The sequence below is a fragment of the Marinobacter sp. MMG032 genome (assembly GCF_040112695.1).
GTDB lineage: Bacteria > Pseudomonadota > Gammaproteobacteria > Pseudomonadales > Oleiphilaceae > Marinobacter > Marinobacter salsuginis.
Map to the genome: position 1 here is coordinate 741,440 of NZ_CP157802.1, position 20,869 is coordinate 762,308.

General features: G+C 57.3%; 17 protein-coding genes and 1 tRNA gene. 10 read left to right on the forward strand and 8 right to left on the reverse strand.

Annotation, left to right across the window (positions count from 1 at the left end; genetic code table 11):
• Positions 1–27: 27 nt before the first annotated feature.
• Positions 28–684, forward strand: a complete 657-nt coding sequence (gene rnt, locus ABNF92_RS03365) for a ribonuclease T (protein ID WP_349343429.1) — start codon at positions 28–30, stop codon at positions 682–684.
• Between the two features lie 79 nt (positions 685–763).
• Here rnt and ABNF92_RS03370 read toward each other — a convergent pair whose 3' ends face one another.
• Positions 764–3,010: a methyl-accepting chemotaxis protein gene (locus ABNF92_RS03370; RefSeq protein ID WP_349343430.1), complete on the reverse strand. Its 2,247-nt coding sequence runs from the start codon at positions 3,008–3,010 to the stop codon at positions 764–766.
• A 156-nt stretch (positions 3,011–3,166) separates the two neighbouring features.
• Entirely contained in the window at positions 3,167–5,152 is a 1,986-nt protein-coding gene (locus ABNF92_RS03375; protein WP_291907971.1) for an SDR family oxidoreductase, read from the reverse strand.
• 386 nt (positions 5,153–5,538) lie between these two features.
• Here ABNF92_RS03375 and ABNF92_RS03380 point away from each other — a divergent pair, with 386 nt between their 5' ends.
• Together ABNF92_RS03380 and ABNF92_RS03385 are read left to right on the forward strand one after the other, a co-directional pair.
• Positions 5,539–5,838 (forward strand): hypothetical protein, encoded by a 300-nt coding sequence (locus ABNF92_RS03380; protein WP_349343431.1) that lies wholly within the window; start codon positions 5,539–5,541, stop codon positions 5,836–5,838.
• Between the two features lie 64 nt (positions 5,839–5,902).
• Positions 5,903–8,725 carry an insulinase family protein gene (locus ABNF92_RS03385; protein WP_349343432.1) on the forward strand — a complete coding sequence of 941 codons (2,823 nt, stop codon included), beginning with the start codon at positions 5,903–5,905 and terminating at the stop codon, positions 8,723–8,725.
• A gap of 5 nt (positions 8,726–8,730) precedes the next feature.
• Here the strand turns inward: ABNF92_RS03385 and ABNF92_RS03390 are convergent, their stop codons facing one another.
• Positions 8,731–9,363, reverse strand: coding sequence for a TIGR04282 family arsenosugar biosynthesis glycosyltransferase (locus ABNF92_RS03390; RefSeq protein ID WP_069184868.1), 633 nt, complete (start codon positions 9,361–9,363; stop codon positions 8,731–8,733).
• Positions 9,350–10,057: a TIGR04283 family arsenosugar biosynthesis glycosyltransferase gene (locus tag ABNF92_RS03395; RefSeq protein WP_349343433.1), complete on the reverse strand. Its 708-nt coding sequence runs from the start codon at positions 10,055–10,057 to the stop codon at positions 9,350–9,352. The genes ABNF92_RS03390 and ABNF92_RS03395 overlap by 14 nt, the downstream gene beginning before the upstream one ends.
• A gap of 87 nt (positions 10,058–10,144) precedes the next feature.
• On the opposite strand from ABNF92_RS03395, the gene ABNF92_RS03400 reads away from it, so the two are divergent.
• Positions 10,145–10,221: transfer RNA gene (locus tag ABNF92_RS03400), tRNA-Arg, on the forward strand.
• A 58-nt stretch (positions 10,222–10,279) separates the two neighbouring features.
• On the opposite strand, the gene ABNF92_RS03405 is transcribed toward ABNF92_RS03400, so the two are convergent.
• The gene (locus ABNF92_RS03405; RefSeq protein WP_349343434.1) at positions 10,280–10,819 is read right to left on the reverse strand and encodes an N-acetyltransferase; all 540 of its coding nucleotides are present in this window, start codon (positions 10,817–10,819) and stop codon (positions 10,280–10,282) included.
• 163 nt (positions 10,820–10,982) lie between these two features.
• Between ABNF92_RS03405 and ABNF92_RS03410 the strand changes: the two genes are divergently transcribed.
• Both ABNF92_RS03410 and ABNF92_RS03415 read left to right on the forward strand, forming a co-directional pair.
• Entirely contained in the window at positions 10,983–11,657 is a 675-nt protein-coding gene (locus ABNF92_RS03410) for a hypothetical protein (RefSeq protein ID WP_349343435.1), read from the forward strand.
• Between the two features lie 40 nt (positions 11,658–11,697).
• Positions 11,698–12,345: an MBL fold metallo-hydrolase gene (locus ABNF92_RS03415; protein WP_349343436.1), complete on the forward strand. Its 648-nt coding sequence runs from the start codon at positions 11,698–11,700 to the stop codon at positions 12,343–12,345.
• Positions 12,346–12,372: 27 nt separating this feature from the next.
• Here the strand turns inward: ABNF92_RS03415 and ABNF92_RS03420 are convergent, their stop codons facing one another.
• Positions 12,373–13,998, reverse strand: coding sequence for a methyl-accepting chemotaxis protein (locus ABNF92_RS03420; RefSeq protein WP_349343437.1), 1,626 nt, complete (start codon positions 13,996–13,998; stop codon positions 12,373–12,375).
• A gap of 275 nt (positions 13,999–14,273) precedes the next feature.
• On the opposite strand from ABNF92_RS03420, the gene ABNF92_RS03425 reads away from it, so the two are divergent.
• On the forward strand, positions 14,274–14,939 hold the full coding sequence (locus ABNF92_RS03425; RefSeq protein WP_349343438.1) for a hypothetical protein: 666 nt from the start codon (positions 14,274–14,276) through the stop codon (positions 14,937–14,939).
• 13 nt (positions 14,940–14,952) lie between these two features.
• On the opposite strand, the gene ABNF92_RS03430 is transcribed toward ABNF92_RS03425, so the two are convergent.
• Both ABNF92_RS03430 and ABNF92_RS03435 read right to left on the reverse strand, forming a co-directional pair.
• Positions 14,953–15,576: an L-threonylcarbamoyladenylate synthase gene (locus ABNF92_RS03430; RefSeq protein ID WP_349343439.1), complete on the reverse strand. Its 624-nt coding sequence runs from the start codon at positions 15,574–15,576 to the stop codon at positions 14,953–14,955.
• Positions 15,573–15,929 carry a BolA/IbaG family iron-sulfur metabolism protein gene (locus ABNF92_RS03435; protein WP_069184875.1) on the reverse strand — a complete coding sequence of 119 codons (357 nt, stop codon included), beginning with the start codon at positions 15,927–15,929 and terminating at the stop codon, positions 15,573–15,575. Before ABNF92_RS03435 ends, ABNF92_RS03430 begins: the two co-directional genes overlap by 4 nt.
• A 276-nt stretch (positions 15,930–16,205) precedes the next feature.
• Between ABNF92_RS03435 and ABNF92_RS03440 the strand changes: the two genes are divergently transcribed.
• The 3 genes from ABNF92_RS03440 to ABNF92_RS03450 all read left to right on the forward strand — a co-directional run bounded on the left by ABNF92_RS03440 (position 16,206) and on the right by ABNF92_RS03450 (position 20,865).
• Positions 16,206–18,389: a DNA topoisomerase III gene (locus tag ABNF92_RS03440; RefSeq protein WP_349343440.1), complete on the forward strand. Its 2,184-nt coding sequence runs from the start codon at positions 16,206–16,208 to the stop codon at positions 18,387–18,389.
• Between the two features lie 111 nt (positions 18,390–18,500).
• Positions 18,501–19,235 (forward strand): response regulator transcription factor, encoded by a 735-nt coding sequence (locus ABNF92_RS03445; protein ID WP_136629456.1) that lies wholly within the window; start codon positions 18,501–18,503, stop codon positions 19,233–19,235.
• On the forward strand, positions 19,228–20,865 hold the full coding sequence (locus ABNF92_RS03450; protein ID WP_349343441.1) for a FecR domain-containing protein: 1,638 nt from the start codon (positions 19,228–19,230) through the stop codon (positions 20,863–20,865). The genes ABNF92_RS03445 and ABNF92_RS03450 overlap by 8 nt, the downstream gene beginning before the upstream one ends.
• Positions 20,866–20,869: the final 4 nt, after the last annotated feature.

Genomic DNA, 20,869 nt, shown 5'->3' on the forward strand with positions numbered 1-20,869 from the left:
TCACACACGGCCAAGACCGGAGCTTGAGTGACTGACGAAAACAAACCACCGCATCCCATGTCCCTCCGCTTCCGCGGATTTCTACCCGTTGTCGTCGACGTGGAAACCGCAGGATTCAATCCCGAGCGGGATGCCCTGCTGGAGGTGGCGGCGGTAATACTGACCATGGACGACGACGGCTGGGTGCGGCGAGCGGAGACCCACGTACAACAGATTGATCCCTTTGAAGGCGCCAATCTGGAGCAATCCGCCCTGGATTTCACCGGCATCGATCCGTGGAATCCAGAGCGTGAAGCGGTTCCCGAGCGGGAAGGTCTCAGTGAAATCTTCAGCCCGATTCGCAAGGCAGTGAAAAACCACGACTGCAAGCGGGCCGTTCTGGTGGGACATAACGCCACTTTTGACCACAATTTCATCTTTGCGGCCGCACTGCGAGCAGATATCCGGCGCAATCCATTTCATCCCTTTTCCACTTTCGATACCGCCACTCTGGCCGGCCTGGCGTACGGCCATACGGTTCTGGCCCAGGCTTGTAAGATCGCGGGCATTCCGTTCAGCAATAAGGAAGCCCACTCCGCAGCCTATGATGCGGAAAAGACTGCGGACCTGTTCTGCGGCATTGTGAATCGATGGAAAGAGCTGGGCGGCTTTCCACCTCCTGTGATCCCCGAAGAGACCGAGTAACCGCCATTAAAAAAACCCGCCGTAGCGGGTTTTTATTTGTGTGCCGAGCATGGCCTAAGATTTCAACGCCTTCTGGTACTCAGCTGACTTTAAACCGGGACAGCGAATCCTTGAGCTGATGAGACAACTCGGCCAGGTCACCACTGGCTTCTGATATCTGGGCCATGGCCTGTTTGGTCTCAACGGACTTTTCTGCAATTGTAGATACGTTGCGCGTTACTTCTTCGGCTGTGGCTGATTGCTCTTCGGATGCAGTCGCAATCTGCTCCGCCATACCGGACATCCGGGTGACCTCCTCCACTGCCTCGCGAAGCTGTAATACAACGGCTCCTGTCCGCTCGGAAATACCGCTGGCCTGGACGCTGCAGCGGGTAACCACCTGTGAAGCACGCTCCGACGAATTCACCAGAGTTTCGATGGAACTACTGATCTCCTCGGTCGCCTTCTGGCTATTCTGGGCCAGGCTGCGCACCTCATCCGCAACCACCGCGAAGCCCCGGCCCTGTTCACCGGCCCGGGCCGCTTCAATAGCGGCATTCAGAGCCAACAAATTGGTCTGGTCGGCGATGGACTTTATCGAATCCAGAACCCTGGTGATGGATTCCATATTCTTTCGCAAGTCCTCTATGCCGGCCTCAGCTTCCTCCAGTTCCCTGGCCATAGCACGGGTGTCCTCAGCGGAGGATTCCACCTCGGCTGCGCTGCGGCTGACCGCCTCATGAGTGCGCTTGGCGCTGGCTGACGATTCCGCGGTGTTCTGGGACACTTCGTTGATGGCGGAGGACATTTCCTCAATGGCCGACGCCACCTGCTCAGTCTGCTCTGCCTGCTGATTCACACTCTCCAGAGTATGTGAGGAAGTACCCGACAATTGTTCAGATGCACTGGCCTGGCGCTGGGAAGCCTCCTCGACCCTGAAGATCACTTCTTTCAGGTCCGACACCATTTTGAGCATGGAGCCGTAAACACCCGTTGCCCTGTCACTTTCGGACGAATCGATGACCAGATTACCCGCAGCCACCTGCTCCGCCAGTGCCTGCAATTCGGCCGGGTCTCTGCCGAGGGGTTTCATGATCCGCACTGCGGTCCAGACCGCCACGGCCACTACAGCCAGGATCACAATAGCAATGGCTATCGCGGCCAGCGTCCACATTTCACGCACGGGCGCCAAGGCCTCGTCTTCGCTGATCTCCGCCACCAGCGCCCAGTTCAACCCGCCTACAGCAACTGGCCTGTGGGCGGAAAACACTGGTTCGCCCCGGTAGGACGTAACCACGCCTTCACCGGAATTCCCAGCCAGAGCTTCATCCACCGATGTCGAACTTATGCGCCCATTCTCCGCGTCGGCAAAGGAAGCGACAACGCTGCGGTTTTCCGGATCCAGGTATGAGTCTGACCGCATCAGGTTATCCGGGCCCACCAGATAGGCATCCCCGGTTTCGCCCATGCCATCTCGCTCCATCATGATGTTGTTCAGGCTGTCGATGGGGAACTGGAAGGCCAGCACGGCCAGCCGCTCATCCTTTTCGGAATATATGGGGGTTGCCACAAATCCGGCGGGCGCACCGTAGGACGGTACATACCGAGTAAAATCAACAAAAGTCGGAGCAGTATACTGTCCGTCAGACAGCGCCTGACGATAAGCTGCCGCAAGGCCGGAATCCGCGTAGGGACCGTCTTTCAGGGAGGTAGCAAAATCAACCTCTTTGGCTACGGAATAGATAACATGGCCTGTATCGGCATCAATGAGATAAATATCGTAGTAGCCGAACGCCTCCTGAAACTCCTTGAAGGAGGTGTGCCACTGTTTGTGAAGGGTGTTATAAAACTGCGCGATATGGACGTCGGCCGATACCAATTCGTCTTTCTGCCCCACAGGATTCGGGTTGTCCACGATGTAACCCATCTGCAGAGCCAGGCTGTTTTTGCTGAGGGATGCAACGAAATCCGAGGCTGAACGTCCCTTAGCACCACCATTTTGCTGTAAGGGTGGCAAGAAATTCTGCTGATAATAAGCCTCGACGTTTTCCCGTAAGGTCGACTGCTCCTCTTGTACCAGTTTTTCGTAATTCTGAAATGCCAAACCAAACCCCTGGGCCGCCGTTCGGGTCCCGCGATTATTGGCCATGGCTTTCAACTGCCGGGCAATAGTGCTGAGATAATCTTCAACACTATGCTGCTTGTTGGTAGCCGCAATAGAGAGTTGTTGCAACGCCTGTTCCGTCAGGCTCTGTCGGGCAATTTCGGCGTTAAAAAACGAGATGGCAATGACGGGAAGCAGGCCAACCAGCAGCAAGGTCAGCAAAAGACGTTTCTTGAGAGTCATCAATAGCCCTTCTTTTATATTGTTCTTATGTTAACCATCGGCTATCGGCAGGTTTTCTTTAGCCCAGAACAACTCAAAAAAGAGGCGAATCTTGTTTAACCAATTGAAATGGGAGGGGAAGTAACTCCCCTCCCACTCGATTCAGGCGCTACCACGTTACCAGTAGATGCCCCGCATGATGGCGGCGAAAGCCACCTGCTCTGTGGACACCTTCGGCTTCTCGCCGGATCGACTGCCGGCGGCGGCAGGTGAATCCGGGAACATCCGGTAACCGGTGTTCATGACAATCTCGCCCATCTTGGGTGCCAGGGCATGCAGCACCTGGGCAAAAATCCCGAGACGAGTCGCGATGCGTTTCGGTCGATAAACAATCGCGTCAGCGACCATGCCTGCGGCCTCGTCCGGCGTCAGGGTAGGCACCGAATCGTAGATTTTGGTCGGCGCAATCATCGGGGTCTTCACCAACGGCATGTTGATGGTGGTGAAGGTCACGTTGCGATCTGACCACTCCGCAGCAGCACAACGGCTGAATGCATCCAGGGCAGACTTGGACGCCACATAGGCCGAGAATCGGGGCGCGTTGGTCAACACCCCGATAGACGAGATGTTCACTACGTGCCCTCGGCGGTTCTCCAGCATCTTCGGCGCAAAGCCCATGATCAGGCGCACGGAACCGAAGTAGTTCAGCTGCATGGTGCGCTCGAAATCGTGGAATCGATCGAACGACAGGTCCAGTGACCGGCGAATGGAACGCCCGGCATTGTTGACCAGCACATCCACGTGGCCGTGGTTATCCAGAACGGTCTTCACAAACTCATCGCACGCGTCCATGTCGGAGAAATCGCACGGATAGGCGTGCACGCTCGCTCCGCGAGACTCCAGCTCCGCGGTCACTTCCTTCAGACGCTCCAGTTTCCGGGCGCCGATCACCAGGATGGCGCCAGCGTCTGCCAGTTTTTGCGCCGTGGCCAGACCGATACCGGACGTTGCACCTGTCACTACGCACACGCGACCTTCAACCGTGCCCTTGAGCGTGCGGTCCTTGAACAGGTCCGGGTCCAGATTGCGCTCCCAGTAGTCCCAGATCACCGGCGCGTAGTCCGGCAGCCGGGGCACTTCAATACCGGTGCCTTTCAAAACGCGCTCGGTTTCACGGGCGTCGAACCGGGTCGGGTAATTGATGAATGACATCACGGAGGGCGGAATGCCCATGTCGTCGAGGATTGCCGAGGTCAGCCGCTTCACGGGCGGAAGATTCTTCAGACTCTGGCGAATGAACGGCGGAATAAAGCCGAACATTCTGGAATCAATCCGCATCCCCATCTTGGGTGCGTGCCCTGCCTCACTAAAGATATTGAGGATTTCGCCAACCTTGTACGGATCACTGTCCACCAGGTGGAAGCACTTGCCGTCTTCACCCTCAAGGTGGGCAATGTGGTCCATGGCGTTAACTACGAAATCCACCGGCACAATGTTCAGACGCCCGCCTTCGACACCAATGGTCGGCACCCACTGGGGTAGCGCATGGCGAATTTTCTGAATCATCTTGAAGAAGTAGTAGGGGCCATCCACCTTGTCCATTTCGCCGGTGGAAGAATGACCAATTACCATGCCCGGGCGGTAAATGCGGAAGGGAACCTTACATTCCTCCCGAACCACCTTTTCAGATTCGTGCTTGGTGCGCAGGTAAGGATGGTCCAGCTTCTCGGCTTCCTCGAACATGTCTTCGCGGAAAATCCCCTTGAACAGCCCGGCAGCCGCGATGGAAGACACGTGATGGAAGTGTTTGGCGCCCATTGCCTCGGCAGCACTCACCGCAGCCCGAGTGCCCTCGATGTTGGTCGCCTGCTGAGCTTCTTCGTCGGCCCCCATGTCGTACACGGCGGCGAGGTGAAAGAAGTGGTCGATTTTCCCTTTCAGGGCTTTCAGTGTCTTGGCGTCAATACCCAGATTTTTGCTGGTCAGGTCGCCTATGACAGCCTTCACCTGGGTTTCATCCGCACCCCACCGCTCGCGCAATTTGTCCAACTTGTCCTGGGATTGTTCACGCACCAGAACGTGGACAGTACCCCCACGTGCCAGAAGCTTCTCCACGAGGAAACGGCCAATAAATCCGGTGCCACCCGTCAGGAAATAATTCATCGATCTTCCACCCTGCCTGTTGCTCTGTTGTTGTCTATCCATGCCGGCGCTCATACGACTAAAGTCTTAGAGTTTTCCGGAAACGCCGGCATTGTACTTAATTGCAACCTTCATGTATCGAACTTTTTTAGAGTTTTTACTCTGTAAGCCTTTGTTTTGCATAGAGCTATTACTCTAAAAATTTTCTCCCGCACGCTCAACGGGCCTGTCCGGTTCGCCGACACAATGCTTTTGAGACTAGCACAGGAATTGGCCCATGCATGCCCAATTTCCGGATTACCGCAAAGCAATGAAAGCGCCCGCCAGCAATGACATAATCGGGAACTTATCGCGCCTTCTGGCATCTCTTCTTTTCACAGGAAAACCGATCTTCGGAACCACCAATCATGCAGAAAGACAATCCCAACGCAGAACGATACATTTCCATTGCCCGAGCCTGTTTGAGGGCCATAAACGACACCGCCGAAAACGCAGGTTCCCGCGAGGAGAAAATCCAGGCGGTCTACGAGGCCATTGATCATGCCTTCCAGGCCGAGTTTGCCGATTACCGACAGTCCGTCGCCATCATGGCTACGGTTCTGGAGCGTATCGCCTCTGGCCAGCTGGACGGTGAGAAAGCCGCGGATCTCGCTCGTAAAACATTGGACCAGCAACCAGAGAGCACACGCAGCGCGCCGATGCACTGATACACGAAACTCTTCTCCGAATCACAGAGAACCTATGAACACACGCACCGTCAGGAAGAACTCAATGCAGAACCCGATATCACGCCTGTTTTCCCTGCTGACACTTGTGCTGTTCAGCACCCTTGCTTTTGCAGCCCAGATTCCGGAGAAGAGCCCCAATGACGATAACCAGTACCGGTTCATCGAACTGGATAATGCCCTGAAGGTGATTCTGGTTTCGGATCAGGATGCCGACAAAGCGGCTGCCTCGATGAACGTTGCCGTCGGTAGTGGCGATGATCCGGCGGATCGGGAAGGACTCTCCCACTTCCTGGAGCACATGCTGTTCCTTGGAACCGAGAAATATCCGGATCCAGGGGAATACCAGCAGTTCATCAAGAGCCATGGCGGCCAGCACAATGCCTTCACTGCATTCCAGGACACGAATTATTTCTTCGATGTTCAGGCCGAATTTCTGGAACCGGCCCTGGACCGATTCGCGCAGCAGTTTTCCGCACCCCTGTTTACCGCCGAACTGGTGGACCGTGAACGCAACGCCGTGCACTCGGAATTCAGCGCCAAACAAAAAGACGATGGGCGCCGATTCTATTCCGTAAAAAAAGCCGCCAGTAATCCCGACCACGCCTTCAGCCAGTTTGCGGTGGGCAACCTCAGCACCCTGGAGAACACCGAAGACAACCCGCTCCGGCCTGACCTGATCGAGTTCTGGAAGCAGCACTACTCCTCGAACATCATGAGCCTGGCGGTTTACGGGCCGCAAACCCTGGACGAACTGGAATCCATGGTGCGAGGCCGGTTCGATGCCATCGAAAACCGAAACCTCGAAACCAAACGCCATGTGGCCAGCCTTTACCGGGCGGAGGACCTCCCGGCCAAGGTAACAGCAGAAGCGCTCAAGGATGTTCGCAGCCTGTCGCTTACCTTCCCGATTCCATCCCAGGAAGAAAACTACCGCACTAAGCCCGTCAGCTACGTGGCCAACCTGCTTGGCCATGAGGGCCCAGGCAGTCTTTTCGATGCGCTTAAAAAGGCCGGTCTGGCCGAGAGCCTCTCCGCAGGTCTGGGCATGGATACCGGTGAAAACGCCACCCTCGAGATCAGCATCTCCCTGACACCCGAGGGGCTAGCTCGCCATGAGGACATTTTGCCGTTGGTGTTCGAGTACATTGAAAAGGTTCGCCAGAAAGGAATCAGCGAGCAGCGCTTCCTCGAGATGCAGAACCTGGCACGAATAGACTTCCAGTTCCGCGAGCAGGGTAACCCCCTGCATGAGGCGATGCGTCTCTCTCGCTACCTGCAGGACTATCCGCCGGAAGACGTACTGCGGGCTCCCTGGCTGGTTGAGCGCTTTGCACCGGAGCAGTATCGCGACATTCTGGACAGACTGACACCGGAAAACCTGCTTGCCTTCGTTCTGGCACCAGAACCTGAACTGGAGAATCCGAATCGCACCGACTGGTACAACGCTGCCTGGACTCGGGAAGCCCTGAACCCGGAAACGCTCACGGCTCGGAGCCTCCCAGAGCTCTCGGCCCAGCTGCGTTTACCCCCTGAAAACCCCTTCGTACCGGAAGATCTGGCGATGGTATCGGGAAGCACGATGGACCAGCCGACAAGACTCGGCGCACTTGAAGGAATGGATGTCTGGTTTGCCCGGGACACCCGGTTTGATACCCCGAAAGCCAATGTGTTCGTGGGTCTGCGAACGCCAGCCACCCGGGCTTCGGCCCGCAGCTACGTTCTGACCCAGCTGCTGGTAGACACCATCAATACTAATCTGAATGCCTGGGCTTACTCTGCCAGCCTCGCGGGCCTGGATTACAGCGTTTACCCTCATCTGAGGGGTATCACGGTTCGTGTCGGCGGTTACAACGATAAACTCCATACCCTGATGAACCGGATACTGCTTCAGGTGGCTGCACCAGAGCTAACGGAGCAGCGTTTTGAAATCGCCCGGCAACAGCTGATTGACGGCCTTCAGAACAAGGCCAAGGACCGCCCGGTGGAACAGACCTCGGAGTTCGTACAGACGTCCCTTATCGAGGGTGCCTGGCCGACTGACGCCAAGCTCAAGGCTGCCCGGGAAGTGAGCTTCGATGAACTGAATTCCTTCTCGGAGGCCCTGCTCTCACAGGTGGACCCGGTCATGCTGGCCCATGGAAACCTCACGGAAGCCTCGGCCCTGAACCTGGCGCGGCAGATCGACGCGATTGTTCTTGGCAACAGTGAATTGACCGAGGTAGACCGCAGTCAGGTACGTCATTTGCCAGACACTGAAACGATGGTTTCCATTGAGGTAGACCACCCGGACACCGGCTATACACTCTACATGCAGGGCGACAACACCAGCTTCGAGGAACGGGCCCGATTCCGCCTGCTGGCCCAGATCATCAGCAGCCCGTTCTATGAGGAAATAAGAACCAACCGCCAGTTGGGCTATATCGTATACGCGACGCCTTTCGAAATGCTGGAGACGCCTGCCCTCGGGTTTGTAGTGCAATCGCCGTCGGCAACGCGCGCAGAGATCGACCAGGCCGTTCAGGAGTTTTCCAACAGCTTCGAGGAGACCTTGTCAGCATTGACAGCGGAGCGTCTGGAACGCGAAAAGCAGGCCGTCATCAGCAAACTGCTGGAGAAAGACCGGCAACTTGGCGAGATCTCCAGCCGCTACTGGCGCGAGATTGATCGAGACATGGAAAGCTTTGATTCCCGTGAGCAACTGGCCGACGCGGTGCGAGGCGTGAGTAAAGCGGCACTGCTTGAAACGTTCCGGAAGTCGGTTCTGGAGCGAGACCAGAGCCTGCAGGTTGTGACCGGCGGAGACGGCCTTGAGGCGAGTCGGGCTTTGGGCAGGCTAACGGAACTGCCACCGGTACCCGCCAGCTGAAAACATTAGCAGGTACGCAGAAAACGAGCCCAGTCCTCGGGCTCGTCAACATCCCAGCGGGGCTCGAGCAAACAATAGCTGAGCCCCGACTCTTCCAGTCGATCACAGGTTTGAGTCAGAACTTCGGGCGTCCCCCAGGCAATGTCGTCGAGCATTCCCTCCGCCACTCTGGAGGCCCCAATCAGCACATAGCCGCCATCGTCTGACGGTCCGAGCACAACGTCATAATCCGCCAAACAGGCAACCGCCTTTCGGGCATAATCCGGGTCCACCGACGGGCAATCACTGCCAACAATCAGGGCCCGCTCGTAATCCCCAAGTGACTGACTGAGGGCGCGGTGCATACGCTCCCCGAGCGTCCTGCCCTGCTGGACGCCCTGATGCAGACCTGCACCTTCCAGTTCTTCAACAATCGATTCGGCCTCGCCGGGCCGATCATCAGCCGGTCGGTCCCACCAGAACTCTACCGGGTAGCCGGTCGCACACAGGTTATCCAGCACCGCCAGCGTAAGTCGGATGTGGGCATCAAGTGCGCCCACAGCGCCTAACTCCGGCATCAAACGGGTTTTTACCCGGCCAGCCTCCGGCCATTTGGCAAACTGCAGAAAGACCGCCGACGGAAAGTTACTTTGGGGCATTGCGCACATCCGATCGATAGATTTGGGCCAGAGACTCTGGCGATTCACCACGCCAGTAACGCCAGCGCAGTTGCCACATAAGAAGAATCGTTCGCCAGGCACCGTGTTTCTGCCAACGGCGGCTATCGGTAACGACAGGTTCGTTTATACAGAAGGGACGGGACACCAGGCAAAGACGACGGGAAAATTCCACATCTTCCATCAGCGGCATAGGCTGAAAACCGTCCAGCGCCTCGAAAGTATCCCCTCGTACAAACATGGCCTGATCGCCCGTGCAGATGCCCGTCAGGCGGGAGCGCTGATTCATGAACCAGGCAATAACCCGGAACAGCGGCCGCTCACCGCTTAGCCGCACATCGAACCGTCCCCAGGCGCGGCGCGACTGGACGAAACGTGCTAGGTGCTCAAGAGTGTTGTTCGGCAGGCGCGTATCCGCGTGCAGAAACAACAGAAGATCGCCTTTTGCCGCCGCTGCCCCGGCGTTCATCTGAAGCGCCCGTCCCTTCTTTGCGGCAACCACCCTGTCGCAAAGCGGCCGGGCCAGCTCAACGGTTCGATCGGTGCTGCCACCATCAACGACAACCACCTCATGCCCCCGTGCACGAATCGTTTGCAGGGCGCGCAGTGTTTCCGTAACACCCGCCGCCTCCATCCATACAGGAACAATCACACTTAACGAGAAAGGGTCTGGCAAAACAAACTCCGTGACAATCACCGAAACCGGGTCGCACCTTGAGCCTCTTGGCTTAGCCCGCTATCATAGCGCCCTTCTCGCGATAATGCCCCCGTAGCTCATCTGGATAGAGCGTCCCCCTCCTAAGGGGAAGGTAGCAGGTTCGAGTCCTGCCGGGGGTACCACTTCACCTGAATCAGAACCTGCCATCCCGTCCTGTTGAATCGAAAACCAAATAACTCACTACCAGAAAGACGGATCGTTCAACGCCGCCACGCAAATTGATGTCCCGCTCAGTGCTGCCAGGGGCTCTTTTGTGAGCGACTGCCCGATCCAACCCTCGGGCTGACTCAATGGCAGAGGTGGCCGGGCGATTGATTGGGAGAGAGGTTTGAATCCGACCTTGCCGTAAAACGCCGGATCGCCGTAGGTGATCGCCACATCAACGCCCTCTTCACGGAGTGAATCCAGGGCATGGGTCAATAGGCGCTGACCGACAGCCTTGCCTTGCCACCGGGTGGCCACCGCCATCGGCGATAGCAAAAAGACCACTCTGTGATCATCTGGATAAGTCAGCCGGGTAAAAACAGCCGCCCCAACCAGCTCATCCCCTGCTCTGGCAAGAAAAACCTGGATGTCATCAGGTGCTGTATCGCTGAGCAGGTTAAGGACGAGTTCACCGATAAGCTCTCCTTCGTCAGAGCCTTCCGAGTCAGTGAAGCTTGATATGACGAGGTCCTTGATGTCCTGTTCGAGGCCTTTGAAGTGACTGGAAAACTCCATGCGTGATGCCCTTCTCAGAGACTTTCATTTGTTAGTTTTTCAAATATAGAGGTAAAGACAAGCCAGACGAAAGGCTTGTTTCCGATTTCGAACCCAGCCCATTGTATTCACCGGATATGAAGCGGGTTACACTGCCCGCCAATATTTCACCCCGGTACCGCAAATGGCACGCTTCACCGAAATCGGCACTGCGACCATCCCAGGCAAAGGGACGCAATTGCGTCTGTTGCAGCGTAATGAAGAATTCTCTATCAAGATCGCTGGCAACACAGGCGAATTGATGAACAGCCGCATCCACGGCTCGGAGGATGCCCTGGCCACCCTGGCGTGCGAACGCATTGCCGATCAACCTGCTCCGCGAGTGCTGATTGGCGGCCTGGGCATGGGGTTCACGCTGGCCGCAGCATTGTCCGCCCTTGGAAACAATGCGCAGGTAACGGTTGCCGAGCTGGTTCCCGAAGTAGAAGCCTGGAATCGAGGGCCGCTAGGCTCTGCAGCGGGCAACCCGCTGAATGATCCGAGAGCCCCGGTACACATCGGCGATGTGGCGGAATTACTGAGAAATTCAGACAGCGAGTGGGACGCCATCCTCCTCGATGTCGACAACGGTCCGGAAGGACTGACCCGCAAAGAAAACGACTGGATCTACTCACCGGAAGGCATTGCGGCCGCCCAGAAAGCCCTGCGTCATGACGGCATACTCGCCTACTGGTCAGCCGGCCAGGAGCATGCCTTCACCGAGAGGCTACGCCGGGCCGGATTTTCTGTTGAAGCGGTCACAGTGAGGGCTCTGCGGCCGGGCAAGGGTGCCCGCCACGTTATCTGGCTGGCGTGGTAAGCTATTCGAAGAAGCTATCCCCCTGTTTTAGAGAAAACCTATGTCACTGAAGTACAGAATCATCCCGGTTACACCTTTCCAACAGAACTGCTCATTGATCTGGTGCGAGAAGACGCGCCGGGCGGCCGTCGTGGACCCGGGTGGAGATCTCGAAAAGATCCGCGCCGCCGTGGATGAGGAAGGTGTGAAGGTCGAGAAAATTCTGCTAACACATGCCCATATTGACCATGCCGGCGGAACCGCGGAGCTGTCGAAAACGCTGGGTATTCCCATTGAGGGGCCGCAGAAGGAAGACAATTTCTGGATTGTCGGCCTGCCTCAGCAGGCACAGATGTTCGGGTTTCCGGCACCGGAAGTATTCACCCCGGATCGCTGGCTTGAAGATGGGGAGCAGGTGACTGTGGGCGATCAGACTCTGGAGGTGCTTCATTGCCCGGGCCACACGCCTGGCCATGTGGTTTTCTACCACAGGGGCTCAGGTCTGGCGCTGGTCGGTGACGTGCTGTTCCATGGCTCCGTCGGGCGCACGGATTTTCCCAAGGGGGACCACGCAACACTGATCCGCTCAATCAAAGAACAACTGTTCCCGCTCGGAGATGAGGTTGCGTTCATTCCCGGACACGGTCCGATGTCCACATTTGGCCAGGAACGAGCCACCAACCCTTTCGTCTCCGACCATCGGGGCTGAGCCTTTCTTCAGCCCCGGGTCGCTTTTTTATTTACGGCCCTCCTGATTCAGCCGGAACTGTTCGATGGTCTTCCTCAAATTCTCCGCCATGGCCAGCAGGTCACCGGCGATCCTCGCCGTCTCCTTGGCATCCCCGGAGGTCTGCTCTGCTGAGCGGCTGATTTCAATCACGTTGTGATTGATGGACTCGGAGACATCGCTCTGCTCGTTGGCGGCGCTCTCCATTTCCTGATTGAGATCGGTAATCTCGCGCACGGCAGCGGCAATCGTCTGTAACTCCGACTCCACGGTCAGAATCGCTGAAACCTGCAGCTCTGCCATTTCCGAGGCATGGCGCATGGTGGCCACACAATCGACGACCTCGCCCTTGAGTCCATTGATGGTGTTTCGGATTTCCTCCGTTGAATCCTGGGTTCTTGAGGCCAGCGCCCGTACCTCATCGGCCACCACCGAAAAACCTCGCCCCTGCTCGCCGGCCCGCGCCGCCTCAATGGCGGCATTGAGCGCCAGCAGGTTGGTTTGGTCGGCAATATTGGAAATCACCTCCAGCATATCTGACATCTGGCTTGTCCGTTGATCCAGTTGCTCAATGCGCTGCGCGCCACTCTGGACCTCGCTGTTCAATGCCTCAATTCCTTCAACCGCATTGCGGGCAAGGCTTTCCCCCTTGCTGGCGGATTCCGCGGTATCTGCGGATTTGCGAGTCGTGTGGATGGCGTTTTCCCGGACCTGAACCGCTGACGCGGCCATCTCTGTCGTGGCGCTGGCCACCTGATCGGTGTTGTCACGTTGGGCGAGCACTTCCCGCTCAGTGGTGTCCGCCTTGCCAGCAATACTTCTGGCCGCCTGCTCAACCTGTTCGGCGTTGTCCATTACTGTATTCATGCTCTCGCGGATCTTGGCCATCATCCGGTTAAAGGCGCGGGAAACGGAACCGATTTCGTCGTTGCGGGTAACCTCAAGCTCAATGGTCAGATCCGAATTGCTGGAAATCTCATCCATACGGTCGTGGAGTCGCCGAAGGCGGGAAAACACCAGTCGGCTCAAGGCGGCTGCGGTCATGAAGAACACTGCAGCAAAAATGGCCACCTGGATGCCGCCACTGGTCAGAAGTTGTTGCTGCAACCGGGCGTCGCTGTCCGCCAGGGAATAATCCACCCGAATGGCACCGAGAACATCACCCTCCTTGGCCTGGTGACAGCCCAGGCAGTTCACACCCTGGTAGTTTTCCATAGCGATCACCGGCTCGATCAGCGTGTAGACGCGACCCTCCTCATTGCTGGAATAGGCTTCCACCCTCTCGCCCGCCAGCGCTTTCTCATCCAGAGGCTCTCTTATCTGCTCCGATGCATTGCCAGCCCCGAAGGTGCGGTTCAAATGATCACTGCGAATCACGCGCACATCCAGCACATCTTCGGATGCCATCACCTTTTGCCGTAGCACATCCCGATTACCGATGGTGCCGGTGACCATCATGGTGTTCAGCCCATCGAAGTAAGATTTCGCCAGCCCATCCACATATTTGTGGCTGAACTCTTCGAGATGATCACGCTGGGAGTCGGCGCTGTAGAGCACGGTAAACACGAGAATCAGCGAGAAGGCAGCCGCCAGGGCCGCAAGTAGCAGGAAGCGGATGGAGTAATGTTTTTTCATGATAATCCGACACCAAGGCCGCGCGGCCTGAGAGTTGTTTTGACGTTTTATGGCGACAACTAACTGTCGCCAAACTTTATAGATATGCGTCAATTATTTCCTGACCCAGATCAGATCCGGGAAAGGTCATTTGCATAACAAGAGAGGGGAGCCCTCAGGCAGGGACTTGATGGAGTTGGCCTGAAAGCTGCAGAGCTAGATAACGAGTATCCGTTATGTCCAACGCAGACTGTTCGGAAACCGCATTACGGTTCACCGAAGGAGGAATCCCATCCATGTCCCTACTGACCTCTCTGATCCGGGCAAGCACCCAGTTCCAGCAGGCCATGGAAAAGCGCCAGACGCCCTCAACAGCTCCGGAAGCCGCGACTGGCAAGGCCCAGCCCAAAGCTGTAGAAGCCGAACCGACATCTGGCGATGACCGTTTCACGCCCTCTGACAGCAGCGAGGCTGATCTCTCACGTCTGAAAGCGCGGCGGCTGGCAATGGCAAACTACAAGCAAACGGTGGGGCAGGATCTTGCCTTCATTCGCGAGACACTGCGGCACAAACTTGCCGAATACAATTTACACCCCGCAACTGCATTGAACGTGAGCAAAAACGAAAACGGCAGCGTTGTGGTAGAGGGAAAAATTGCGGACAACACCCGTGCCCAGATTGAAAAAGACCTGAACGTGAACAAGAACTTCAAGGAAGCGTTCAATCGCCTGAGCGTCACCGAGCCGACCCTGCATTTCATGGATAATGCGCTCAAGTTGAACCAGGCCTACGGCGTGAACAACCCGTTACTGGACACATTGATCAGCGAGAACCAGCAGTTCAATGGCCTGCAGGATCTGGTACACCGTTACGACACCATGCGGCGCTCGGTGAGTGCTGAGCAAATGGAAGCTGCGGGAAATAGCCGGGCGTACGCCTTTAATTTGAACGCCCGGGCATAATCTAGAAGGGAGATCAGACCTCAAACGGCGCTGGATCTCCCTTGCCAACTCGGGTAACCACCGGAGCCTCGCCAGTAAAGTCCACCACCGTAGTCGCTTCCAAACCGCAAAAACCACCGTCGATAATCAGATCCAGCTCATGCTCCAGGGTTTCCCGGATGTCATAGGGGTCTGTCATCGGATCGGTTTCTCCGGGCAGGATCAGGGTGCTGCTCATGATTGGCTCACCAAGTTCACCCAGCAGCTCCTGAACAATCGCATTATCCGGCACCCTTACGCCCACCGAGCGGCGTTTCGGATGCAGCAGCCGCCGGGGCACTTCACTGGTGGCATCCAGAATGAACGTGTAGGGGCCGGGCGTGAAATTCTTCAGCAACCGGTACTGGGTATTATCCACCTTCGCGTACACCCCGATGTCCGACAGATCCCGGCATACCAGGGTGAAGTTATGCTTGTCGTCCAGCCTGCGAATCCGCTTGATCCGATCCGCTGCCTGCTTATCGCCCAGGTGGCAGCCGATGGCATAGGCGGAATCCGTGGGATACACAATCACCCCGCCACGACGCAGAATATCCACCGCCTGATTGATCAGACGCTTCTGCGGCGTCTCCGGATGAATCTGGAAAAACTGACTCATGAACCCTCTCCCTGAGCGGTCCGCGCCGCCATCACCGGATCCTTCTTGGACCCACCCATACAATTCGGAGACTCCGGCGCAGTGTGACCGGTCGCCTCCCACTCTTCCGGTGAGTATAGATGCAACGCCAACGCATGAACCGGACCCGCCAACTCTTCGGCGAGCACCTTGTAAATCGCCTGATGCCGCCGCACCTTCATCTGCCCCTCAAACTCCGGCGACACCAGGGTCACCTTGAAATGGGTTTCAGAATTCGGCGGCACACTGTGCTTGTGGCTCTCGTTCTCCACCTGAAGCACACGGGCCTCGAAGGCCTCGTTCAGCTTGGTTTCAATTGCGTTCTGGATCTTCATGTTTCAATACTCCTGCCTCCGCATTGGAACTAGAGAGGCGAATGGCACGTTGTCAGAAGCGGGTGTGGCGATGGCTTTCCCAAAAGTGTGCGTTGCCATGGATGGCAACGCCAAGCCCCCAGGGATGGGTTCACGGCGTCTTTTGGGAAAGCCATCGCCACAGCCGCCTCCCCTACACCAACCAGTCTACTACACATACAGCACACACCCGAGAGCCTTGACACTACAGAGCCAAAGCGCCACATTCCCATCCCGATTCCAAAACACCCAAACCCCATGCACCTCTACATCGCCGAAAAACCAAGCCTGGGCCGCGCCATCGCCGCCGCCCTCCCCGGCCCTCACCAGAAAGGCCAGGGCTGGATACGTTGTGGCAACGGCGAAAATGCTGCCACGGTAAGCTGGTGCATTGGCCACCTCCTGGAACCGGCGGAGCCTGCGCGCTACAACCCGGCGTGGAAAAAATGGCGCCAGGAAGACCTGCCCATGTTTCCCGACAAATGGGAAGTCATGCCCAAGGACAGCGTGCGCCAGCAACTCAAGGTTTTGGAATCCCTGATTAGACAGGCCCAGATCATTATTCATGCCGGCGACCCGGACCGTGAGGGCCAACTGCTGGTAGACGAGGTTATCCGCTATTTCGGCACCAGAGCACCGGTGCAGCGCATTCTAATCAACGATCTGACCCCAGCGGCCGTATCTCGCGCTATACAGAGCCCCAAAGACAACCGCGATTTCCGTCGACTGTCCCATTCAGCGCTCGCCCGGCAACGGGCAGACTGGTTGTATGGTATCAACCTGACCCGCTTCTACACGCTCAGTTACCAGCAACAAGGGGAGCAAGGCGTCTATTCCGTTGGCCGGGTCCAAACCCCGGTACTTGGCCTTGTGGTTGAGCGTGACAACACCATCGAAAACTTCCAGCCTAAGCCCTATTACCGGATTGAAGCCCGATTCAAGGCTCAGGAAGAGGAAGCCGACCAGCGAAGCTTCACCGCCCGTTGGTTGCCCAACGAACAGTTCCAGGATTATCTGGATGAAGAAAATCGCCTGCTGAATCGGGAAATTGCTGAACAGATTGCCGACAGTGTCCGAAGCCGCCCCGGCACAATCACCGAATCCCGCTTTCGGGATCGGTCCGAAGCGCCACCTTTGCCGTTTTCCCTATCGGCCCTGCAAATCGAAGCAGGCCGACTGTTCCGGATGGGCGCCAAAGAGGTCTTGGATACCGCCCAGAACCTGTACGAGCGCCACCAGCTCATCACCTACCCTCGATCTGATTGCCGGTATCTACCGGAGGGCCATTACGGCCAGCGGGAACAGGTGGTAAGGGCCATTGCCCGGGTCGCACCCGATCTTCAGGAGGCCTGTAGCGGCGCAGATCTCGATCGCCGGACGGCTGCGTGGGACGATAAACAGGTCGACGCCCACCATGCCATTATTCCAACCAGCCGCCCCACGCCCAACGGCAAACTCACTGCAGCAGAAGAAAAAATCTACGGCCTGATCAGCCGGCATTACCTGATGCAATTCGCGCCTGATGCCGTGCACCGGGAAGGCAAACTGACGGTTCGAGTGTCAGAGCACGAATTCCGCGCCACGGAAACCGCCATCCTGGAGCCCGGCTGGAAAGCGCTGGAACTGAAACTCCGGGAAGGGCGCAACGAGCCGGACAAGACGCCCTTGCCGAGGCTGGAAAAAGGCGAGCCGGTATTCTGTGAAGATAGCAGCCTCACCGAACGGAAGACCCAGCCGCCGCAGCATTTTACCGATGCGACCCTGCTATCGGCGATGACCAACATCGCCCGGTTTGTCACCGATACCGAACTCAGAAAAACCCTGCGGGAAACCGATGGCCTGGGTACCGAGGCAACCCGGGCTTCCATCATCGAAACCCTCTTCAAGCGGGATTACCTATACCGTGACAGTCGACACATCCGGGCTACGGACAAAGCCAAAGCATTGATCGGCGCCCTGCCCAAATCGGTCAGCAAACCGGATCGCACAGCAGTATGGGAAGCCAATCTGGAAAGCATTCGCCGCGGAGAGGGTGACCCGAGGCAGTTCCTGGAAACCCTGAAAGATGAAATACGCGCCTTTCTGGACAAACCCCAAGGCCAGCCCGCCCAGGACTGCGAGCATGCCGGGACAGAATCAGCCGAGGCCCGGCCCCATTGCCCCAAATGCCGTGCCCCAATGACGGAGCGGGACGGCAAGTTCGGCCGATTCTACGCCTGCACCCGCTACCCCGATTGCCGGGGTACCCGACCACTGGAAGAAGACGCACCCCAGGATGGTACTGGCCAAAAACCCATTCCCTGCCCCCATTGTTTCTCGCCCCTGGTGCGGCGAAAAGGCAAAAAAGGCTGGTTCTGGGGCTGCAGTAATTTCCCGGGCTGCCGACAAACACTGGACGACGACAACGGAAAGCCTGCAGTCCGTTTACGCAAGTCTACATAACGATACTGAAGGCAGATCCACATTTTGTGATAATTGGTTGATATAGCAGAGTAGTCCGTCAAGCGCTCTGCTCCATAACAGGCAAGAGAGCAACACTCCGGGAGAGGCTTAATGCGTATTGCTTTGCTTGAAGATGAAACCGAACAGGCACAGCACATCCAGTCAATTCTGTCTGAGCGCGGGCATCACTGCGATAGCTTCCCTACCGGCCAAAATTTCCTGAGCGCAGTTCTGCATCGGAGCTACGACCTGCTTGTTCTGGACTGGCAGATTCCGGATATGACTGGTATCGACGTTCTAGAGAGCGTCCGGGCCCAGCTCAACTGGCCAATTCCCGTGGTCTTCCTCACCCAACGGGACAGCGAGGCAGACATCGTTCGCGCCCTCGATGCCGGCGCCGACGATTACCTGGCAAAACCCGCCCGGGCTGCGGAACTGGTCGCGCGCATCAACGCCCTGGCGAGACGGTCCAATCCTGACAGCGAGAAGGAGGTGCTTCGCTACGGCCCGTTCGAAATCAATACGCAGCAGCGAGTCATTGCGCTTCATGGTGAAGAGCTCACGCTGACCGACAAGGATTTCGACCTGACCTTGTTCCTGTTCCAGAACCAGGGGCGTCTGCTAACCCGGGAAATGCTGCTCGAGCGTGTCTGGGGGCTGGCCAGGGACATCAATACCCGCACTGTGGATACACACATGAGCCGCCTTCGCCGTCGCCTGGGGCTCAATCCCGAAAATGGTTTCCGCATCAAGACGATTTACCAGCGCGGTTACCGCCTGGAGGCCATGAAGGCACAGGATCAGGCGTTTGATGATCAAGAACCCGCCAGGGCCGCCAATGACTGAAAGCCCGGCTCCGCGATTGCCCGTACTGCTGCTGATACTCGCTCTGCTCGCTTGCGCCGCTCCCACGGCTGCGGAGCTGTCGGTGACTCGCGGTTCTGCCGGCCATTCCGACGCATCTCCCGCCAACACAGTGCCTGAGTGGATCTACACGTTACGGCCTGGCGAGAGTTTTTCGGAAGTGGCCAGCGACCTTCTAGCGCCGAACTTTCCAGCAAGTCGCCTTTTGCAGTACAACAAGATTGAAAACGGTGCCACGCTCGGTGCCGGCGACAGTGTTCGCATTCCTCTTGCCTGGTTGAAACGCCAACCACAACCTGCACGGGCAACCTCGGTCACCGGAACTGTACAACTGATTTCCGGAAACTCGGGTCGAAAAACGCCGCTCAGTGAAGATGCCCTGATCCGCGTCGGTGACGAAATTCTATCAGCGTCCGGAACCGCCACTATTGAACTGGCAGACGGCTCGGAAGTCCGGATTTCTCCGAATTCACGGCTGATCTTCAATCGCCTGACCCAATATGGCAAAGCCGGCATGGTGGATACCCGGCTGCGACTGGACAGGGGCGAGATCCACACCCGCGTAAAACCAGTGATGGAGGGCGGCGCCCGATTCGAGATTGAAACGCCATCCGCCGTCGCCGCTGTGCGCGGGACCGCATTTGCACTTCAGACATCCGCAGAGGGTACTCGCCTGCAGGTAACCGAGGGAAATGTTGACTTCGGAGCACCCGGCAAGACCCGCCGCATTCCTGCGGGCTTCGGTGCCAGCCTGTCCACCGCGGGCAATGATGGCCTCAGCATTCGACGCCTGCCACCAGCGCCTGCCCTTGACCCACTTCCACCAAAATTGACCCAACTGCCGGCTACGATGACCTGGCAGGAAAGCCGTGCCCCCATGCATCGCGTGGATATTTTCGAAAGTGACACCGGCCGCTGGGTGGAAAGCCGCAAACTCACTGGCAGCAGCTTTGATATCGGCCGGCTGGATAACGGCAGCTATGAAGTGCACCTGGCGGCCCTGGATGCTCGCGGAACCGCCGGCATGCCTCGTGTAATTCCGGTGGAGGTCGATCTTCAGGCAAGAACCGCCAGCCTTTTGTCTCCCGCCGATGGAGACACGGTAAACGATGATATGCCCGAGTTTCGCTGGCAGTTGAACGGCGACAATGAAGTGGCTCGAGTGGAAGTTGCCGAGGACCGGGATTTCCGGAACGTTACCGCCACCAGCGAATGGGCGCCGGAAACTGCAGCGCTGCCTTCACGCCCGCTGGGGCCCGGCAAATACTACTGGCGGGTGGTTACCGAGGCAGGCGGCAACTCCGTCGCTACCACCGAGCCGCGAGAGCTTGTGGTCAATGGCAGCCTGCCCCCAGTGCGAATCATCAGTGTGAACTACATCGACAGCCAGGTCAGGGTCTTCTGGGAGAAGGTGGACACAGCCACTGACTATCGCCTACAGCTGTCGGAAGAGCCCGGTTTCAACAACATCATCAAGGAAGCAACGCTGTCTGACACCACCGCAGCCTTGCGTCTTATTCCCGGAAGGCGGTATTTTGTGCGCCTGAAAGCTCTTTCTGATGGTCCTTTGCAAAGCCGCTGGGGACCTGGGAGGGAATTGTACCTGGAATAATCCG